Genomic DNA, 17,252 nt, shown 5'->3' with positions numbered 1-17,252 from the left:
CAACCGAAGCAATACACGGCCTTTGTAGGGCGGGCGGGGCTCGAACCCGCGACCAAGGGATTATGAGTCCCCGGCTCTAACCAACTGAGCTACCGCCCCGTGGCGCGTCTGCGCGGCCGCTATCTTCGCACGCGGCCACGCAGCCCTGCCAAACGGATCCGCGAGGCGCGCCGCCGTTGACCTCGATGCGTCTGATTGATACTGCGGCCACGTCCGGACGTGACCCCGCCAAACACCGGCGTCACCGCAGTCTCAAACCAGAGTCAGTTCACGCGGGTAGATATCGACGTCGAAGGCTTCCACGCCAGCGCACCGACCACCAGCCCGACGAACGGAATGGCCGCCAGGATGGTGCTCAGAGTGACGCTGCCACCGGTGACGAGCGTGAAGTTCGACAGCACCAGCCACAGGCTGCCCAGCAAGCCGAGCACGGCCACGGCGGGCGCGATGCGCGTCTGGAACACGCCGGACACCCGGTCCCGGTTACGCAGGAAGAACGCCAGCACCGCGATCGAGGTGGTGAGCATCAGGATCACCATGCCGACGGTGGCCACGCCGGCCATCGAGCCGAATACGCCGACCAGCGGGTCGATACCCAGCACCGCGAGGATCCCGACGATGATGGCCGCCGTCACGGTCTGCACCAGCGACGAGAACGCCGGCGAGTCATGTGACTCGTGCACCGCGGCCAGCCGCTGCGGGAACAGGCCCTTGCGCGCCAGCACGAACTGATACCGCGCGATCACGTTGTGGAACGACAGCACGCAGGCGAACAGGCTGGTCAGCAGCAGCACGTTCACGATGTCGCGGCCGATGGTCCCCAGCATCGAGGCAGTGGTGTCCAGCAGCATGTTGCCCTCGCCGTCGAGGGTCTGATTCGCCACGGCCGTCACGTTGTCGGGCCCGATCGCGACCACGAACGCCCACACGGTGATGGCGTAGAACAGGCCGATGATGATGACGGCGGCGTAGGTGGCAATCGGGATGGTGCGCTCGGGGTCACGCGCCTCGTCTCGGAACACCGCGGTGGCTTCGAAGCCGATGAACCCGGTGAGGGCGAACAGGATGGCGATGCCGATGGTGCCCTGGGTGAACACGGCCGGATCGAAGGAGGCGAAGGTGATGCCGGACGGGCCCGGGTTGGCCACCATCACCAGGTCGAGCACCACGACGATGCCGATCTCGAGCGCCAGTGCCACGCCGAGCACCTTGGCGCTCAGTTCGATGTGCCGGTAACCGAGTACGGCGACGATCGCGAGGATCACGAAAGAGTAGACCGGCCAAGGGATTACGGGTCCGTTGTAGAAGGCGACCGTATCGCTGATGGCCCAGCCGATGTAGCCGTAGATGCCGATCTGGATGGCGGTGTACGCGATCAGCGCCACCACCGCGACGCCCTTACCCATCCGTTCGCCGAGCCCGACGGTGACGTAGGAGAAGAAGGCCCCGGCTTCGGGCACGTAGGGCGTCATCGTCACGAACCCGACGGAGAACACCAGCAGCACCAGCGCGGCGATGGCGAAGCCGACGGGGGCGCCGGCGCCATTGCCCAGCCCCATGGCCAGCGGCATGTTGCCGCCGATCACCGTCAGCGGGGCGGCCGCGGCCACGACCATGAAGACGATGCCGATGGGGCCGAGATGCCCGGTGAGGCGCCGCCCTTCGGTCTGGGTGGGTGCGTTCATCAGTTCTCCTGAAATAGTGCGGTGAGCAGGGTGTGGTCGATGGCGTGCGCGGTGTATCCGCGGTGGCCGGTCAGGGTTTCAGCAGCGACGAGGGTGTTGACGATCGCTTCTTCGGTGGCCTCGATGGTCAGGTCGAACAGTCGGGTCATCAACTGCGGAACCACCATTCGCACGGGGACCTCGCGCTGGGCGACCGCGACGTCTTCGTCCCAGGCGTAGGGCGGGATGCCGCGGTTACCGGTGGAGAACGCCAGCATCAGATCGCCGCTGTACTGCTCGCCTGTGCCGCCGACGCGACCGACGGCCAGCGATGCGCGCTGCGCCAGCCGCTGGCACTGATGGGGCAACAGCGGGGCGTCGGTGGCGACGATGACGATGATCGACCCCGATCCCGGCTCGAACCGGGCCGGGTAATCGGGCAGCGGCACCTGTTCGGCGCCGATCCGGGCGCCGACGGGTACACCGTTGATCTGCAGGCGTTCGCGCCGGCCGTGGTTGGCCTGCACGAGGACGCCCACGGTGTAGTCGCCGAAGGTGCGCGAGGCGGTGCCGATGCCACCTTTGAAGCCGTGGCAGATCATGCCGGTGCCGCCGCCGACATTGCCTTCGGCCACCGCGCCGCCCGATGCCGACGCCAGCGCGGCGCGCACATGCTCCGGCCGGACATGGAAGCCGTTGATGTCGTTGAGGAGTCCGTCGTAGGTCTCCCCCACCACCGGCAGCGACCAGTACACGCCGTCACCGCGAACCCGCACCTGCTCGGCCACCAACTCGTCGCGCACCACGCCGACGCTGTGGGTGTTGGTCAGGCCGATGGCGGTGGTGAGCTCGCCGGACTCCCGGATCCACTCCAGGCCGGTCAGCTCGCCGCTGCCGTTGAGACGGTGCGAACCGGCAAATACCGGTTCGGTCCAGATGTCGTAATGCGGGATGACGACGGTGACGCCGGTGTTGATTCCGTCGCCCTGCACGGTGGTGTGTCCGACCCGGACACCCCCCACGTCGGTGATGGCGTTGTACGGTCCGGTTGGATGTTCACCGATGACCACGCCGAGATCTCTGGCACGCATGGTTTTCTCTTCGTTCAAGAGTTATTTTCCTAATTGGAAAAGAACTATGCGCCCGGGTGAGCAGTCACGCAACAGGAACGGCAAAATTGGTCCGAATCCGCGAGAGGAGCCCAGCAGTGGCGAGGCCGAACCGGCAGGTAGAGCGACGTGCCGAAATCATGGACGCAGCGATCGCCCTGATCGAGCGCTACGACCTGGCCACGCTCAAGCTCGCCGACGTCGCCGCCGAACTGGGGCTGACCACCAACGCGGTGCGCTACTACTTCAAGGACATGCCCCAGCTGCTCAGTGAGCTGGCGCTGCGCTCCGACGTCCGGTTCTTCGACGAGCGGCTCGAACTCGGTCGCCGCGCCCGCGACATCCACCACCAACTGGCGCTGACCATCGCCGCGGGACTGCCGAGCGGACCCGAGGACGCCGAGTGGCGAGCGATCTGGCGCGCCGTGCTGGCGGCCGGGTTCGAACTCGACCAGCGCCGGGACGTCCAGGGCATCTACCACCGGCAGGTGGACCTCTACACCGACCTCCTCAACGACGGCGCCGAGGCCGGGGCATTCACGCTCCGCTCCCCTGCCCGCGACATCGGGATGACGCTGATGTCGATGGAGGACTACTTCGGCTACCGCATCGTGGCGCGCGACCCCGAGATCAGCCGCAGCACCGCCCTGCGGCTGATGCGCCAGTACGCGGAGTTGGCGACCGGGACCAAGCTGCCCGACACAGTGTGAGGCCGGCGTCGCCCCGCCACGCCCAGTAGCGCCCCGCTGAGCACCGACTGCTCTACCGGGGTTCCGCAGTCATGAGTGCCGATCGTTTGGTGGGATCGCGCCCGGGTACCCGCGCGCCATGCTGAGAAACGCTGTGGGGGAAGGCCTCGTCGCCGGTGCGGCCGGGGTGGCGGTGATGACGGTCGGGGAAAAGCTCGAGCAGCGGATCACGGGCCGGCCGAACTCGCATGTGCCTGCCCGCACGCTCGAGCGCCTCACCGGGATGTCCGAACAACCCGGGCAGCAGCCGCTGGTGCGGAACTGGGCCATGCATTACGGGCAGGGCATCCTGCTCGGGGTGCTGCGGGCGGTCATGTCGGAGGTCGGGTTACGCGGCCCACTGGCGTCGGCGAAATTCGCCGTGGTGCGGCTTACCAATGACCAAATCCTGGAGAACGCCACAGGTGTCGGCGCGCCACCACAGACCTGGCCGCGCAAAGAACTTCTCATCGATGTGTTGCACAAGGCGATCTATGCGTTCGTCACCGGCGCCGTCACCGACATGCTCGCCGCCCGCCGCGGCCCTGGCCCGGGGCAGCGACACGCGGCCCGCCTACCGGGTCGCCACTCGGATGTGGGTCCCGTCCCGTGACAAAGCCGGCGCAGCCCGGTACGTTACCCCCGTCACAATTGAAAAGCCGTTGACGCGTGGCGGGAGAACCTCGAACACCGAGGCGCCGAAGGAGCAACATCCTCCCCGGGAATCTCTCAGGCCCCAGTACCGTTGCGCGAAGGCAACTCTGGAGACAGGCAATCCGAATTGCCTGACCGAAGGTGTACGGCGCTGAGTGCGCCAGATCTCTCAGGTATCAGGACAGAGCGGGGAGTTCCACATCGCCACGGCACCTGCCGAGGCGACCGAACCGGGGGCCGCCTTGTCGACACCGACCTTGTCCACACCCAGATGCACGTCGCTGGACAGCTATGACCGTCAACTGCTGGAGTTCGCAATGGCATGGACGCCGTACGGAGGTCCTCCCGACGACGTCACCTTCCTCGAATTCGGCACGACGCCGGCCGGCGTCGACGCGCAGTTCCGCGCCCTCGTCGCTGCGCACGGCGACCGGATCACGCAGCTGACCCGGGCTGACCGTGCGCTCGTCGTCTCGGCCGTCGCCGCGCTCGCCCGGAGGCAGTGACCTTGACCATCACGCCCAGCTGGCCTACCGTGGACTCAGCATTGATATATCAACTGTCGATCAACAAGCCGAGGACGGTGACCGCATGACGATCAGTGTGTTCGAGCTGTTCTCGATTGGCATCGGCCCATCGAGTTCGCACACCGTGGGACCCATGCGCGCCGCCGCGCGGTTCCTCTCCGATCTGCACACCCTCGGCGCCTTCGACGACGTCCGGGACATCCGTGTCGACCTGTACGGCTCGCTGGCCGCCACCGGAGCGGGTCACGGCACCATGACCGCTGTCCTGCTGGGGCTGGAAGGACTTCTGCCGGAAGAGATCAGTACCGAGCAGATGGAGCGCCGGGTCGACGCCATGCGCGCCACCGGCCGGATCAACTTCGGCGGGGCCCGCGAAATCGCGCTCACCGAGGGTGATTTCATTCTCCGGCCGCTGACCATGTTGCCGTTCCACCCCAACGGGATGACCATCACCGCGCTGGGGCCCGGTGGCACCGAACTGCACCGGGAGACGTACTTCTCGGTGGGCGGCGGGTTCGTCGTCACCGAGGCCGAGAGCCGCGAACCCGCCACCGTCGCAGCCACGTCGGCACACGGTTTCGGCTCGGCCAAGGAGCTGCTGGAACTGTGCCACCAAAAGCGTTGCAGCGTCAGCGAGCTGATGCTCGAGATCGAAAGCGCCAGCAGAAGTGAGGCCGAGATCCGCCGGCGGCTGCTGCACATCCGCGACGTGATGGTGGAATGCGAACAACGCGGTATCGCCCGCGACGGCTTGCTGCCGGGCGCACTGCGGGTCCGCCGCCGCGCCAAGGACTGGTATGAACGCCTCAGCGAGGAAGACCCGCAACGGCTTCCGGAGTTCGCCGAGGACTGGGTGAACCTGGTAGCACTGGCCGTCAACGAGGAGAACGCCTCCGGCGGGCGCATCGTCACCGCGCCCACCAACGGCGCGGCCGGTATCGTCCCGGCGGTGCTGCACTACGCCATGCACTACACCCCCGCGGGCAGGAAGGACAGCGACGAGACCACGGTGCGCTTCCTGCTCGCCGCCGGCGCCATCGGCTCGCTCTACAAGGAACGTGCGTCCATCTCCGGGGCCGAGGTCGGCTGCCAGGGCGAGGTGGGCTCGGCGGCATCGATGGCGGCGGCGGGCCTGGCCGAAATCCTGGGCGGCACACCCGAACAGGTGGAGAACGCCGCGGAAATCGCCATGGAGCACAGCCTCGGCCTGACCTGTGATCCGATCGAGGGCCTGGTCCAGATTCCCTGCATCGAGCGCAACGCCATCTCAGCGGGCAAAGCCATCAACGCCGCACGCATGGCGCTGCGCGGCGACGGCACCCACCGGGTGAGCCTCGACCAGGTGATCGAGACCATGCGCACCACCGGCGCGGACATGAGCTCCAAGTACAAGGAGACCAGCACCGGCGGCCTGGCCGTCAATGTGCCGGTGAACTTCATCGAGTGCTGACGCGCCGCCAATTCTGAACCCCACAACCCAAAAGCAACCGCGCTTCGGTAAGAGGGCATTGGCCTCGTACCAAGCACCAGCGTGCCGAACGAGGACCAGAATTGACACCCTGGCGACCGCCGGTCAGGGCGTAAACTCAACACCACCAGGAAAGGCGACGAGATCCACTTCGTCCATCCCAACGGTGAATGAGTCCGTCGAACCTATACACCAGCAACGAGCAAACGCACGCTGGACAACCTGCGCTGGGAAATTCCCGTCCCATTTGGTTCCTGAACCGTCTTGGGCGAAGTAGTAGTACCAACGGGTGCCCGTAGGGTTGGCGCGGTCTGCACTTTGCCCGCTCGCGAGGTTGATCCAACCCAGAACTTCCCACGGATCACCACACTCTGCCTGGCATTCGTGTCGAGCGCGGCCGTAGGCAACAGAGATAGACCTGCCGGTCGAGTTCGTGAATCGAACTGCGGTGACGGCGCGGGGCGTCGCCACGGCGGCTGCCGGGGTGAGTTCGCGCGGACTACCCAGGGCATCACCATGAGTGGTTTCGTACTCTTCGACCGCCGATGTTCGGAGTCGCAACGGGACATTGGTGCCGGGCCCCACCCGTAGCCGCGGTCCCACCGCAAGCGCTGATGCAGCCTCATCGCCGATCTCGAGCTTTTCGTCGGCCATTGCTTCCTCCTCCAGTTTGCATGCTGCTGTGACTGACAAATCGACACTGCTCTGCGTGTCGGCCGATCTCATGAGTAGGGCACTACCTCCTTTCCACCGCCTCCTATGCGGACGTGGGCTCGTCGGGGAATTCGAAGCTGGGATAGTCCGCTTCTCGCGACCTCCGACTCGGCTGTTCGTAGCGCTGCGGGGGTCCGTCCACGAGAGAACGGGTTACGAATGATTGACAGCCAACGATTCGTGCAGGATCCAGACGCAGATCGAGAAGAGATTCGTAGAGCGACGGAGAACACGAACATCTGGTCCGAACCCAATGCCGCGCCGGCAGAAATCGAGAACGCCCGTCGGTTGAACGCACGAGTCCTCCGGTCGAGGTGGAGTTCAAGTCAGAGCCCGCCAGTTCTGAACTGACACAACCCAAAAGCAACGGCTCCGGTTTTCAACCGGAGCCGTTGCCGTGTCAGGTGACTCAGTGGGCGATCTTGGCCTTCAGCCAGTCGTGGAAGGCGCCGATGTGGTGCTCGCTGGGCACCAGCACACCGCCATTACGGTAGGTGCGCGAATCCATCGCCGGCTGGCAACGCTCGCAGGCGTCGAAGTCCTGCTGGTTGACCCGGTGGAACAGTTCCACCGACCGGCTCACGTCGCGGCCCTGTTCGACCACATGCGGCAGGTACAGCCAGTCGCACTCGACGACAGTGTGGTCAGCGGCCAGTGGGAACATCCGGTGCACGATCACATGGTCGGGTACCAGGTTGACGAACACCTGCGGACGCACGGTGATGGCGTAGTAGCGACGATCCTGATCTTCGGTGACGCCGGGGATCGGGTCCAGTCCTTCGGACCCGTCGACGGTGAATCCCTTGACGTCCTCGCCGAATTCAGCGCCGTGACCAACGTAGTACTGCGCGGCGTAGCCGTCGGCGAACTCCGGCAACACCTCGGTGAGCTCGGGGTGGATGGTGGCGCAGTGGTAGCACTCCATGAAGTTCTCGATGATGAGCTTCCAGTTGGCCTTCACGTCATAGACGATGCGCCGACCCAGGCTTAAATCCGCGATGTTGTAGTGGTCGATGGATTCCACATCGCCGAGCCGTTCGACGATCTCCTGCATCACGGTGTCCTCGAACGACGGCGGTTCGTCGGCCAGGCACACCCACACATAGCCCAGCCACTCGCGCACCTGGATCTTGGCCAGGCCGAAATCGGTGCGGTCGATATCGGGCATCTTGGTCAGGTTCGGCGCCGCGATCAGCTTGCCGTCCAGATCGTAAGTCCAAGCATGGTAAGGGCATTGGAACGCGCGCTTGACCTCACCGGATTCTTCGGTGCACAACCGGGCACCGCGGTGGCGGCACACGTTGTAGAAGGCGCGGATGTCGCCCTTGCGTGACCGGGTCACCAGTACGCTCTCGCGACCCACCTGCACGGTCTTGAACGCGCCGGGCTTGTCGAGGTCCGCCGACCGGACCACGCAGAACCACATCGCCTCGAAGATCTTCTCCTGCTCCAGGGAGAAGACTCCCGCATCGGTGTAGTAGTGCCCGGGCAGGGTGGAGATGAGGCTCTCCGGCAGGCTCGGGGCTGCAGCGGTGGTCATTTGCGTATGGCTCCTAGGGGTTTGCTGGTGGGGGGCTGATGCAATAGGTCAGACGGGTGCCGGTGTGGCCGCGATCTGGCGACGCAACCGGTTGAACAGGCGAGGCTGATCCACCGCGAGAACGGCGACCAGCCGGCCGTCGCGGCGGTAAGTGGCAACAAAGCAACGTGTTTCGCAGTCGCCTTCTTCGATGGTGACGACATCACCGGGCCGGGCTATACCGGCGAACTGGATGCGGGCGCCGTACTGGTCGGACCAGAAGTACGGGGCCTTGGCCGCCGCCCCCTGGTGCGCTCCCCCGGCGAGCAACGCGGACACCGCGATCGCGGGCCGCTCGAGCGCACCGGTCCAGTGTTCGACACGGTGCACGGCACCGACCGACGGGTCATACCACGCGGCGCAGTCGCCGACGGCCACCACGTTGGGGATGGCGGTCTCGCCGCCGGCGCCGCAGACGACACCGTTGCCGAGCTCCAGTCCACTACCTTGCAGCCACTCGATGTTGGGGATACCACCGATGCCCACCACCACCACGTCGGCCGGCAGGGTGCGTCCGTCGGCGAGTTCGACACCGGTCACCCGGTCGACGCCGACGAGGCGGGACACCCCGACACCGCACACCAGTGTGGTGCCGTGATGTGCGTGGGCGCCGGCGATCACACCGCCCAGTTGCTCGCCGAGCTGCACCGCCAACGGAGCCGGCGCGGCCTCGACGACGGTGACCTCCATACCGAGCTTGCGGGCGGTCGAGGCGACTTCGGCGCCGATGAAACCGGCACCGATGACCACCAGGCGCGCGCCGGCCTGGAGATCGGCGCGCAGGGCGATGGCGTCGTCGATGGTGCGCACCACGTGCACACCGGCGAGCGCCTCGGTACCCGGCCAGCGCCGCGCGCGGGACCCGGTCGCCAGCACCACGCCGTCGGCGGTGATGCGCGAACCATCAGCCAGTTCGATTGCCCCGGAACGGCAGTCGAGTCCGACGGCAGCGGAACCGAGTATCCAGTCGGCCTGCAGATCGTCGTCGTCGGCCTCCAGCGCGAGGTCGGCCTCGCTCAGGGACCCAGCCAGGAACTCCTTGGACAGCGGCGGCCGGTCGTACGGGCGGCGCGCCTCCTCACCGATCACCGAGAGGCGACCTTCGAAACCTTGCGTGCGCAAGGCGCGCGCAGCCGAGAGACCGGCAAGTGAGGCACCGACGATGGCGACGTGCTTCATCACTTGACTCCCTCACCGAGCCGGGCGCGGATATCCGGCGGCAGGTTCGGCTTGTCGGTGCTGAGTTCGACATGGATGACGCCGTCCTGGATCTCGACAGTGTGGGTGCGCACGGGCAGCTTGGCCGGCGGCGCATCCACGGCACCGGTACGGAGGTCAAAACGCGAGGCGTGCAAGGGGCATTCGACCTCGCACCCCTCCACCCAGCCATCGGCCAGCGACGCGTCCTGGTGCGAGCAGGTGTCGTCGATGGCGAACACCTCGCCGTCCTCGGTGTGGAACACGGCAATCGGCGGCTCGGTGGGCACGCGACGGGCTTCTCCGGGCGGCAGGTCGGCCAGAGGACAGATCTCGAGCATCTGCGGACCTTTCAATTGAAGGTTGTGGTGCGTGCTGCGCAACAGACTCGTATTACGCAACAGTGTGGTGGCAGTCATAAACCCTGTCAAGTGGTGAAAAAGGTCACTTTGCCGGGGAAATCAATTTGCGTGGCGATGTCGTTGAATACAAATTTCACGCTTCGTGGGGCAAACGATCACCTGGGATTGAACGCGATAAATGGGCAGTCAGCAACTCGGAAACCGCGGCGTAACAGTCGAGCTATTGACATGTGTTGACTTTGCCGGAAAACGCGGCGAAAGGGGCGGCCCGGGCTCGCGCCGCCCCTTTCGAATCACTACTGCTTCTTGATCAAGTGCTTGCGCGGCAGGTCGGTGACAAGCGGGTCGCGTTTGATGTCGAGATAAAACGACACACACATCCCGATCATCACCACCACGAACGGTGCGGCCACGATGATCGTCATGGTCTGCAGACCGTTGAGGGCGTCATTCCCGCCGGCCCACAGCATCAGCACGGCCACCGCGCCGGTGCTCAAGCCCCAGAACGCCACGGCCCACCGGGTGGGATGCAGACAGCCCCGTTGTGACAGCGTTCCCATGACCATCGACGCCGCGTCGGCGCCCGACACGAAGAAGATGGCCACCAGCGCCATCACCAGCAGCGACGACAGGGCTGCCAGAGGCAGGTTGCCGAGCATGCCGAACAGTGTCGACTCCGGCTCACCGGTGCCGTAGAGATCGATGCCGTCACGCTGCTGGCCGATCCCCGAGCCGCCGAACACCACGAACCACAGCAGGCTCACCGTGGTGGGGATGAGGATGACACCGATGACGAACTGCCGGATGGTGCGGCCCCGGCTGATCCGGGCCAGGAACATCCCGACGAAGGGGGTCCAGGAGATCCACCACGCCCAGTAGAAGATGGTCCACGACGACAGCCAGGTCTTGGTTTCGGCGCCGGCAGCCGCGGACCGTGCCGACATCGACGCCAGGTTGGCGGCGTAGTCACCGAGTGCGGTCGGCAGCAGATCGAGGATCAACACCGTCGGGCCGGCAACGAACACGAACACGGCCAGCGTCAGCGCCAGCACCATGTTGATGTTGGACAGCCACTGGATTCCGCGGGAGATGCCGGACACCGCGGAGGCCACGAATGCCAGCGTCAGCAGAGCGACGACCCCGACGAGCAGCAGCGTGCCCGCGTGACCGACCCAGCCCAGAACCTCGATGCCGGAACCGATCTGCAGTGCGCCCAGACCGAGCGAGGCGGCAGTACCGAACATGGTGGCGAAGATCGCGAGAATGTCGATGACCTTGCCTATCGGACCCTCGACGCGCTTACGCCCGAACAGCGGGGTGAATGCCGAGCTGATGAGCTGGCGCCGCCCCATCCGGTACGTGCCGTAGGCGATGGACAGACCGACCACGGCGTACATCGACCAGGGGTGGAAACCCCAGTGGAACAGCGCGGTGGCCAGCGCCGTCCCGGCTGCCGAATCAGCAAGTCCCGGTGGTGGATTGACGAAATGGGTCAGGGGCTCGGTGACGCCCCAGAAGATGAGGCCGATCCCCATACCGGCGCTGAACATCATCGCGATCCAGCTGACGGTGTGGAACTCCGGTTTCTCGCCGTCCTTGCCCAAAGGGATCCGGCCGTATCGGCTCACCGCCAGCCATATTGCGAACAGGACGAAGCCGGTGGCCGACAGGATGAAGAGCCAACCGAGGTTGCCCACCACCCAGTTCAGGATCGAGGACATGGTGGCGTTGAAACCGTCGGAGGCGATCAGACCCCAGGCCAGGATGGCGATGACGATCGCGGCGGTGACACCGAAGACCAGCCAGTCGGTCCTCGGGCGTTGTGAGTGAAGGGGAACGTCCGCCGACTCCGGTTCCACGCTGCAACTGGCATTGGGCGTGGCTTCGAAGGGCGTGAGGACGTCGGTTTTTGTTGTCTTCTCGTGTTGTGCTGTCACTTCAGACTCCTGAGGCGTGAACGCCTGCGTTGAATCGGGTGGACCGGTGGTCCGACTGCGGGCTGAGTGGAGGCCGGCGCGGGCACGGTGTGAGGGGTTCGTGTCCGGATCGGCGGTGGCAGGGTGCAACGCGGGCAGTACTTCCTCTCGCCGGCCTGCGCGACACCTGGATTGCGGGTGCGCCACGAGACGCAGATCACAATCTCGCTGATATATTAGACCGCGTCAATCTGATACGCGACTGCTAGACAGAACTTTCACAGGAACGAAATCCTGGCGTAACGCCATGACGGCGGCGTTTTTGTCTCAGATAGCGCATCAGTTGCACAAAGAGAACCAAAGGGTTGACCGCACCACCGTCCGCATCGTAGCTTTGATATATCAGCTGTCGATCAATATCCGAATCATGGAGTTCCACTCTCGGCCGCCCCGGCCCCCGGGCTCTACGAGTCGCTCGACCACCCCAGCTAGGAGAACCAAGGCATGGCATCACCGCGTGTAGTGATCATCGGTGCCGGCATCGTCGGCACCAACCTGGCCGACGAGCTCACCGCCCGTGGATGGGACGACGTCACCGTCGTTGATCAAGGGCCGCTGCCCCTGACCGGCGGTTCGACCTCGCACGCTCCCGGACTGGTGTTCCAGACCACCCCCTCGAAGACGATGACCGCGTTCGCCAGCTACACCGTCGAGAAGTTCCTGTCGCTGGACGTCGACGGCCAGTGGTGTTTCAACCAGGTCGGCGGCCTGGAGGTCGCGACCACCGAAGCCCGGTTGGCCGAGCTGCACCGCCGGCAGGGCTGGGCCACCTCATGGGGCGTCGAGGCTCGGGTGATCGATCCGGAAGAGTGCGCCAAGGTGCATCAGCTCCTTGACCCCAAGCGCATCCTGGGCGGCTTGTATGTGGAGACAGACGGATTGGCCAAAGCGTCGCGTGCTGTCGTCGCGCTGGCCCGCCGCGCGCAGAGCCGTGGCGCGGTGTTCCAAGGCTCGACAACGGTCCTGGGCATCGAGCACAGCGGCGGCAAGGTCACCGGGGTGGCCACCTCGGGTGGGGTGATCCCCGCCGACTACGTGATCTCCTGCGGCGGCTTCTGGGGTGCCGCCCTCGGCGAGCTGATCGGCATGGACGTGCCCCTGCTGCCGTTGGCACATCAGTACGCCAAGACCAACCTGATCCCCGAACTCGCCGGCCGCAACAGCGAGTCGACCGAGGCCGGCTTCCCGATCCTGCGCCATCAGGATCAGGATCTGTACTTCCGTGAGCATGTCGACCGCCTCGGCATCGGCTCCTACGCCCACCGGCCCATGCCCGTCGATGTCCGTGCGCTGCCCGCCGGCAAGATCACCGCTGACAACATGCCCTCGATGCTGGCGTTCACCGAAGAGGACTTCGCCCCGGCGTGGGAGCAGTGCAAGAAGATGCTGCCCTGCCTGGAAACCGCCACTGTCGCTGAGGGTTTCAACGGCATCTTCTCCTTCACTCCCGACGGTGGACCGCTGATCGGCGAGTCCCCCGACGTGGCGAACTTCTGGATCGCCGAAGCGGTGTGGGTGACCCACTCCGCCGGCGTGGCCCGTGCCGTCGCTCAGCTGCTGACCGACGGCCGCTCCGAGATCGAGCTGCACGGCTGCGACGTCCACCGCTTCGAGGAGGTGGAGCTGGATCCCGATTTCGTCAGCACCACCTCCCAGCAGAACTTCGTCGAGATCTACGACATCCTGCATCCGCTGCAGCCGCGCGAGACACCGCGGGATCTGCGGGTCAGCCCGTTCCACACCAGGCAGAAGGAACTCGGGGCGATGTTCCTGGAGAGCCACGGCTGGGAGCGGCCGCACTGGTTCGAGGCCAACGCCGCACTGCTGGAACAACTTCCAGAAGAGTGGCAGCCCCCTGCCCGCGACGACTGGGCGGCCAAGTTCCACTCCCCCATCGCCGCCGCCGAGGCCTGGAAGACCCGCACCGCGGTCGCGATGTACGACATGACCCCGCTCAAGCGGCTCGAAATCTCCGGGCCCGGCGCGCTGGCGCTGCTGGAACGCCTCACCACCGGCAAGATGGACAAGTCCGTCGGCTCGGTGACCTACACCCTGGCACTTGACGGAACCGGCGGCATCCGAAGCGATCTCACCGTTGCCCGGCTGGCCGACGACCTCTTCCAGGTGGGCGCCAACGGCAACCTCGATCTGGACCACTTCCGCCGGAAGGCGCCCGCCGACGGCAGCGTCACCATCCGCGACATCACCGGCGGCACCTGCTGCATCGGGCTGTGGGGTCCGCGAGCACGCGATCTGGTCACGGCGCTGAGCCGCGACGACTTCAGCAATGAGTCCTTCAAGTACTTCCGGTCCACGCAGGTCCGCATCGCCGGCGTCCCCGTCACCGCCATGCGGCTGTCCTACGTCGGCGAGCTCGGCTGGGAGCTCTACACCACCGCCGAACACGGCCTGCGCCTGTGGGATGCACTGTGGGCCGAAGGGCAGCGCCACGGTGTCATCGCCGCCGGCCGCGCCGCGTTCAACAGCCTGCGCCTGGAGAAGGGCTACCGCGCGTGGGGCACCGACATGACGACCGAGCACAACCCCTATGAAGCGGGTCTCGGCTTCGCGGTGCGGTTGCAGAAGGACGGCTTCATCGGACGCGACGCGCTGGACGGCATCTCCGCTGAGACGGTCAGCAAGAAGCTGGCCTGCCTCACCATCGACGACGGACGGACCGTGGTCCAGGGCTCCGAGCCGGTGTTCCTCGACGGCGAACCGGTCGGCTACGTCACGAGCGCGGCTTTCGGGCACACCGTGGGCACTCCGATCGCCTACGCCTGGCTGCCCGCGGGCGCCGGCGTGGGTGCACAAGTGGAGATCCAGTACTTCGACCGCCGCGTCACCGCGACCGTGGCCGCAGAACCATTGGTGGATCCCGAGATGAAGAAGATCCGGTCATGACCGACACCGTTGTCGACTATCTCGAGTCCCTGGCCGCCAAGGTGCCCGCCCCCGGCGGCGGCGCGGCGGCGGCACTGCACCTCGCGCAGGCAGCGGCACTGGTGAGCATGGTGGCCAGGTACACCAGCGGACCGAAGTACGCCGAGCACCAGGAGCTGGTGACCACGATCTGCGCGAACGCCGATGCCCTACGCACGCAGGCACTTCGGTTGATGGACGACGACATGACGGCATTCAACGGCGTCATCGCGTCCTACAAGCTGCCCAAATCCACGGCAGAGGAAGCCGAAGCCAGGGCGGCGGCCATCAGCTCGGCAGCGACCTACGCCGCGGCCGTGCCGGTCGAGGTCGCCGAGGCAGCCGCCGCCGTGCTCAGCCAGGCCGAGGAACTGCTTCCCGTGGCCAACCGCAATGTGATCAGCGATGTCGCCGCGGCCGCCGATGCCGCCCGCGCCGCCGCGACCACCGCCCGGGTCAACGTCGAGATCAACCTGCCCAGCATCGCCGAGCCCGGCACTCGCGAGTCACTGCTGGACCGGATCTCCGTGGTCGACAGTCTGACCTCACGCGCCGACGACATCACCGCCCGCGTCCGAAAGGCCCTCACCGCATGACCAGAGTTCTCGACGGCAAACAGCTCTCGGCGAGTATCCGCGCGGAGGTCAGCGACCGCGCCGCCGACCTGGCCCGTCTCGGCATCCAGCCCAAGCTTGCCGTCGTCATGGCCACCGGCGACGAATCGACCGCGTGGTACGTGCGGTCCATCGCGGGGGCCGCCCAGAAGGCCCGAATCGCCTGCGAGATCGTGGATCTGGGCCCGGCCGCCACCGATGCCGATCTCTTCGCCTCGCTGACCGCGCTAAGCCACGACCCGGACCTCCACGGCATCATCCTGCAGACGCCGTTGCCCGTCGGCACCCACCTGGCGGCGCTACGTGACGCCATCGCACCGGAGAAGGACATCGACGGCGCCAACCCGGTCAGCCTCGGCCGCCTGCTGGCACAGCAACCGTGCTTCGCGCCGGCCACCGCGCAGGCGGTGATGACACTGCTCGATCATCACGGCATCGAACTGCGCGCTCGCAACGTCACCGTGGTGGGCCGCTCCATCGTGGTCGGTACCCCCGTGGCCAACATGCTGGTGCAACGCGACGCCACCGTCACACTGTGCCACCGGCACACCGCGGACCTGGCCGTCAGCACCCGGGCCGCCGACATCGTGGTGGTCGCCGTCGGGATCCCAGGGCTGGTCACCGATCACCACATCGCCGAGGGCGCCATGGTGATCGACGTCGGAACCACCGCCACCGACGACGGCCGACTGCTCGGTGACGTCGACGCCGATTCCGTCGACGGACGTGCCGGCGGGTTGACGCCGGTCCCGGGCGGCGTGGGGCCGGTGACCACCGCCTTGCTGCTCGCCAACACCGTCACGGCCGCAACCACTCTCACCACTCGCTTGTCAGTACTCCAGGAGACCTCATGACCCAGCACTTCACCCTGACCCTGAGCTGCCCGCAGCGGCCCGGCATCGTCCACGCCGTGAGCTCCTTCCTGTTCTCCCGGCGCTGCGACATCGCCGAACACCAGCAATTCGACGACACCGGCAGCAAGGCCTTTTTCCTGCGCACCCGCTTCCTCTGCGCCGACGACACCGACGCGGCCCAGTTGACCGAGCAATTCGACACCGTCGCATCAGGATTCGACATGGCGTTCCGCATCGACGATGACAGCCTGCCCCGGGTGGTGGTGATGGTCTCGAAGATGGGTCACTGCCTCAACGACCTCATCTTCCGTTGGCGCGCAGGCACACTCGGTGGGGACCTGGTGGCCGTGGTGTCCAACCACGAGGTGCTTCGGCCGATGGCCGAGGCGGCGGGCCTGCCCTTCGTACACATTCCGGTGACGCCGGCCACCAAGCCCGAGGCCGAAGCCGAACTGTTGGCCCTCGTCGATGAATACCGGGCCGACCTGGTGGTGCTGGCGCGCTACATGCAGGTGCTGTCCGACGACGCCTGCCAGGCACTCAAGGGCCGTGCCATCAACATCCATCACTCATTCCTGCCCGGCTTCAAGGGCGCCAAGCCGTATCACCAGGCCTACGATCGCGGCGTCAAGCAGGTGGGTGCCACCGCCCATTACGTGACACCCGATCTGGATGAAGGTCCGATCATCGAGCAGGAAGTCATCCGCATCGACCACTCCTATGACCCGCACCGGCTGGCCACCGTGGGGCAGGACGCCGAAGCGCTGGCACTGTCGCGGGCGGTGCGCTGGCACTGTGAGAACCGCGTGCTGTTGCACGGGCACCGCACCGTCGTCTTCAGCTAGGACATCACCCCCGCGCGACCTTCCCCCGCACACGGATGC

At 66.2% G+C, this 17,252-nt stretch carries 15 protein-coding genes, 1 tRNA gene and 2 riboswitches; of the genes, 8 read left to right on the top strand and 8 right to left on the bottom strand.

Annotated features, from left to right (window positions below):
- Nucleotides 1-25: 25 nt before the first annotated feature.
- The 3 genes from AC3A6P_RS01265 to AC3A6P_RS01255 form a co-directional block, all read right to left on the bottom strand.
- Nucleotides 26-99 (bottom strand) — tRNA-Ile (locus AC3A6P_RS01265).
- 164 nt (nt 100-263) lie between these two features.
- Nucleotides 264-1,685 (bottom strand): APC family permease, encoded by a 1,422-nt coding sequence (locus AC3A6P_RS01260; protein WP_487687356.1) that lies wholly within the window; start codon nt 1,683-1,685, stop codon nt 264-266.
- A complete protein-coding gene (locus AC3A6P_RS01255; protein WP_487687353.1) occupies nt 1,685-2,755 on the bottom strand; it encodes a DmpA family aminopeptidase in 1,071 nt (356 codons plus the stop codon). Before AC3A6P_RS01255 ends, AC3A6P_RS01260 begins: the two co-directional genes overlap by 1 nt.
- A 158-nt stretch (nt 2,756-2,913) precedes the next feature.
- On the opposite strand from AC3A6P_RS01255, the gene AC3A6P_RS01250 reads away from it, so the two are divergent.
- The 4 genes from AC3A6P_RS01250 (at nt 2,914) to AC3A6P_RS01235 (ending at nt 6,132) form a co-directional block, all read left to right on the top strand.
- Entirely contained in the window at nt 2,914-3,483 is a 570-nt protein-coding gene (locus AC3A6P_RS01250) for a TetR family transcriptional regulator (RefSeq protein WP_487687350.1), read from the top strand.
- A gap of 118 nt (nt 3,484-3,601) precedes the next feature.
- Complete coding sequence (locus tag AC3A6P_RS01245) at nt 3,602-4,114, top strand: hypothetical protein (RefSeq protein ID WP_487687348.1); 513 nt, start codon at nt 3,602-3,604, stop codon at nt 4,112-4,114.
- Between the two features lie 50 nt (nt 4,115-4,164).
- A riboswitch (glycine riboswitch) is annotated at nt 4,165-4,256 on the top strand.
- A gap of 1 nt (nt 4,257) precedes the next feature.
- A riboswitch (glycine riboswitch) is annotated at nt 4,258-4,349 on the top strand.
- A complete protein-coding gene (locus AC3A6P_RS01240) occupies nt 4,311-4,661 on the top strand; it encodes a hypothetical protein (RefSeq protein ID WP_487687345.1) in 351 nt (116 codons plus the stop codon). Its footprint overlaps the riboswitch before it by 39 nt.
- A gap of 85 nt (nt 4,662-4,746) precedes the next feature.
- Nucleotides 4,747-6,132 (top strand): L-serine ammonia-lyase, encoded by a 1,386-nt coding sequence (locus tag AC3A6P_RS01235; protein WP_487687342.1) that lies wholly within the window; start codon nt 4,747-4,749, stop codon nt 6,130-6,132.
- 123 nt (nt 6,133-6,255) lie between these two features.
- On the opposite strand, the gene AC3A6P_RS01230 is transcribed toward AC3A6P_RS01235, so the two are convergent.
- The 5 genes from AC3A6P_RS01230 to AC3A6P_RS01210 form a co-directional block, all read right to left on the bottom strand.
- Nucleotides 6,256-6,876 (bottom strand): hypothetical protein, encoded by a 621-nt coding sequence (locus AC3A6P_RS01230; protein WP_487687339.1) that lies wholly within the window; start codon nt 6,874-6,876, stop codon nt 6,256-6,258.
- Nucleotides 6,877-7,273: 397 nt separating this feature from the next.
- The gene (locus AC3A6P_RS01225) at nt 7,274-8,404 is read right to left on the bottom strand and encodes an aromatic ring-hydroxylating oxygenase subunit alpha (protein WP_487687338.1); all 1,131 of its coding nucleotides are present in this window, start codon (nt 8,402-8,404) and stop codon (nt 7,274-7,276) included.
- A 48-nt stretch (nt 8,405-8,452) separates the two neighbouring features.
- Complete coding sequence (locus tag AC3A6P_RS01220; RefSeq protein ID WP_487687335.1) at nt 8,453-9,622, bottom strand: NAD(P)/FAD-dependent oxidoreductase; 1,170 nt, start codon at nt 9,620-9,622, stop codon at nt 8,453-8,455.
- Nucleotides 9,622-9,981: a bifunctional 3-phenylpropionate/cinnamic acid dioxygenase ferredoxin subunit gene (locus AC3A6P_RS01215; protein WP_487688113.1), complete on the bottom strand. Its 360-nt coding sequence runs from the start codon at nt 9,979-9,981 to the stop codon at nt 9,622-9,624. The genes AC3A6P_RS01220 and AC3A6P_RS01215 overlap by 1 nt, the downstream gene beginning before the upstream one ends.
- A 317-nt stretch (nt 9,982-10,298) precedes the next feature.
- On the bottom strand, nt 10,299-11,861 hold the full coding sequence (locus AC3A6P_RS01210; RefSeq protein WP_487688111.1) for a BCCT family transporter: 1,563 nt from the start codon (nt 11,859-11,861) through the stop codon (nt 10,299-10,301).
- 561 nt (nt 11,862-12,422) lie between these two features.
- On the opposite strand from AC3A6P_RS01210, the gene AC3A6P_RS01205 reads away from it, so the two are divergent.
- The 4 genes from AC3A6P_RS01205 to purU are packed head-to-tail and all read left to right on the top strand — an operon-like array spanning nt 12,423 to nt 17,213.
- Nucleotides 12,423-14,882, top strand: coding sequence for a GcvT family protein (locus AC3A6P_RS01205; protein ID WP_487687333.1), 2,460 nt, complete (start codon nt 12,423-12,425; stop codon nt 14,880-14,882).
- Nucleotides 14,879-15,496: a cyclodeaminase/cyclohydrolase family protein gene (locus tag AC3A6P_RS01200; protein WP_487687331.1), complete on the top strand. Its 618-nt coding sequence runs from the start codon at nt 14,879-14,881 to the stop codon at nt 15,494-15,496. Before AC3A6P_RS01205 ends, AC3A6P_RS01200 begins: the two co-directional genes overlap by 4 nt.
- Nucleotides 15,493-16,368, top strand: coding sequence for a bifunctional 5,10-methylenetetrahydrofolate dehydrogenase/5,10-methenyltetrahydrofolate cyclohydrolase (locus AC3A6P_RS01195; RefSeq protein WP_487687328.1), 876 nt, complete (start codon nt 15,493-15,495; stop codon nt 16,366-16,368). The genes AC3A6P_RS01200 and AC3A6P_RS01195 overlap by 4 nt, the downstream gene beginning before the upstream one ends.
- The gene (gene purU / locus AC3A6P_RS01190; protein WP_487687325.1) at nt 16,365-17,213 is read left to right on the top strand and encodes a formyltetrahydrofolate deformylase; all 849 of its coding nucleotides are present in this window, start codon (nt 16,365-16,367) and stop codon (nt 17,211-17,213) included. The genes AC3A6P_RS01195 and purU overlap by 4 nt, the downstream gene beginning before the upstream one ends.
- Nucleotides 17,214-17,252: the final 39 nt, after the last annotated feature.

This window comes from Mycobacterium sp. Soil_C_30, from assembly GCF_057656995.1.
Note: the sequence above shows the minus strand (reverse complement) of the source record. Positions and strands in the feature narration are given on the sequence as shown.

Coding starts and splice junctions, on each gene's coding strand:
- AC3A6P_RS01225 (WP_487687338.1), bottom strand. CDS start 8,404: ATGACCACCGCTGCAGCCCCGAGCCTGCCGGAGAGCCTCATCTCCACC.
- AC3A6P_RS01215 (WP_487688113.1), bottom strand. CDS start 9,981: ATGCTCGAGATCTGTCCTCTGGCCGACCTGCCGCCCGGAGAAGCCCGT.
- AC3A6P_RS01220 (WP_487687335.1), bottom strand. CDS start 9,622: ATGAAGCACGTCGCCATCGTCGGTGCCTCACTTGCCGGTCTCTCGGCT.
- AC3A6P_RS01235 (WP_487687342.1), top strand. CDS start 4,747: ATGACGATCAGTGTGTTCGAGCTGTTCTCGATTGGCATCGGCCCATCG.
- AC3A6P_RS01260 (WP_487687356.1), bottom strand. CDS start 1,685: ATGAACGCACCCACCCAGACCGAAGGGCGGCGCCTCACCGGGCATCTC.
- AC3A6P_RS01200 (WP_487687331.1), top strand. CDS start 14,879: ATGACCGACACCGTTGTCGACTATCTCGAGTCCCTGGCCGCCAAGGTG.
- AC3A6P_RS01195 (WP_487687328.1), top strand. CDS start 15,493: ATGACCAGAGTTCTCGACGGCAAACAGCTCTCGGCGAGTATCCGCGCG.
- AC3A6P_RS01230 (WP_487687339.1), bottom strand. CDS start 6,876: ATGAGATCGGCCGACACGCAGAGCAGTGTCGATTTGTCAGTCACAGCA.
- AC3A6P_RS01255 (WP_487687353.1), bottom strand. CDS start 2,755: ATGCGTGCCAGAGATCTCGGCGTGGTCATCGGTGAACATCCAACCGGA.
- purU (WP_487687325.1), top strand. CDS start 16,365: ATGACCCAGCACTTCACCCTGACCCTGAGCTGCCCGCAGCGGCCCGGC.
- AC3A6P_RS01250 (WP_487687350.1), top strand. CDS start 2,914: ATGGACGCAGCGATCGCCCTGATCGAGCGCTACGACCTGGCCACGCTC.
- AC3A6P_RS01205 (WP_487687333.1), top strand. CDS start 12,423: ATGGCATCACCGCGTGTAGTGATCATCGGTGCCGGCATCGTCGGCACC.
- AC3A6P_RS01245 (WP_487687348.1), top strand. CDS start 3,602: ATGCTGAGAAACGCTGTGGGGGAAGGCCTCGTCGCCGGTGCGGCCGGG.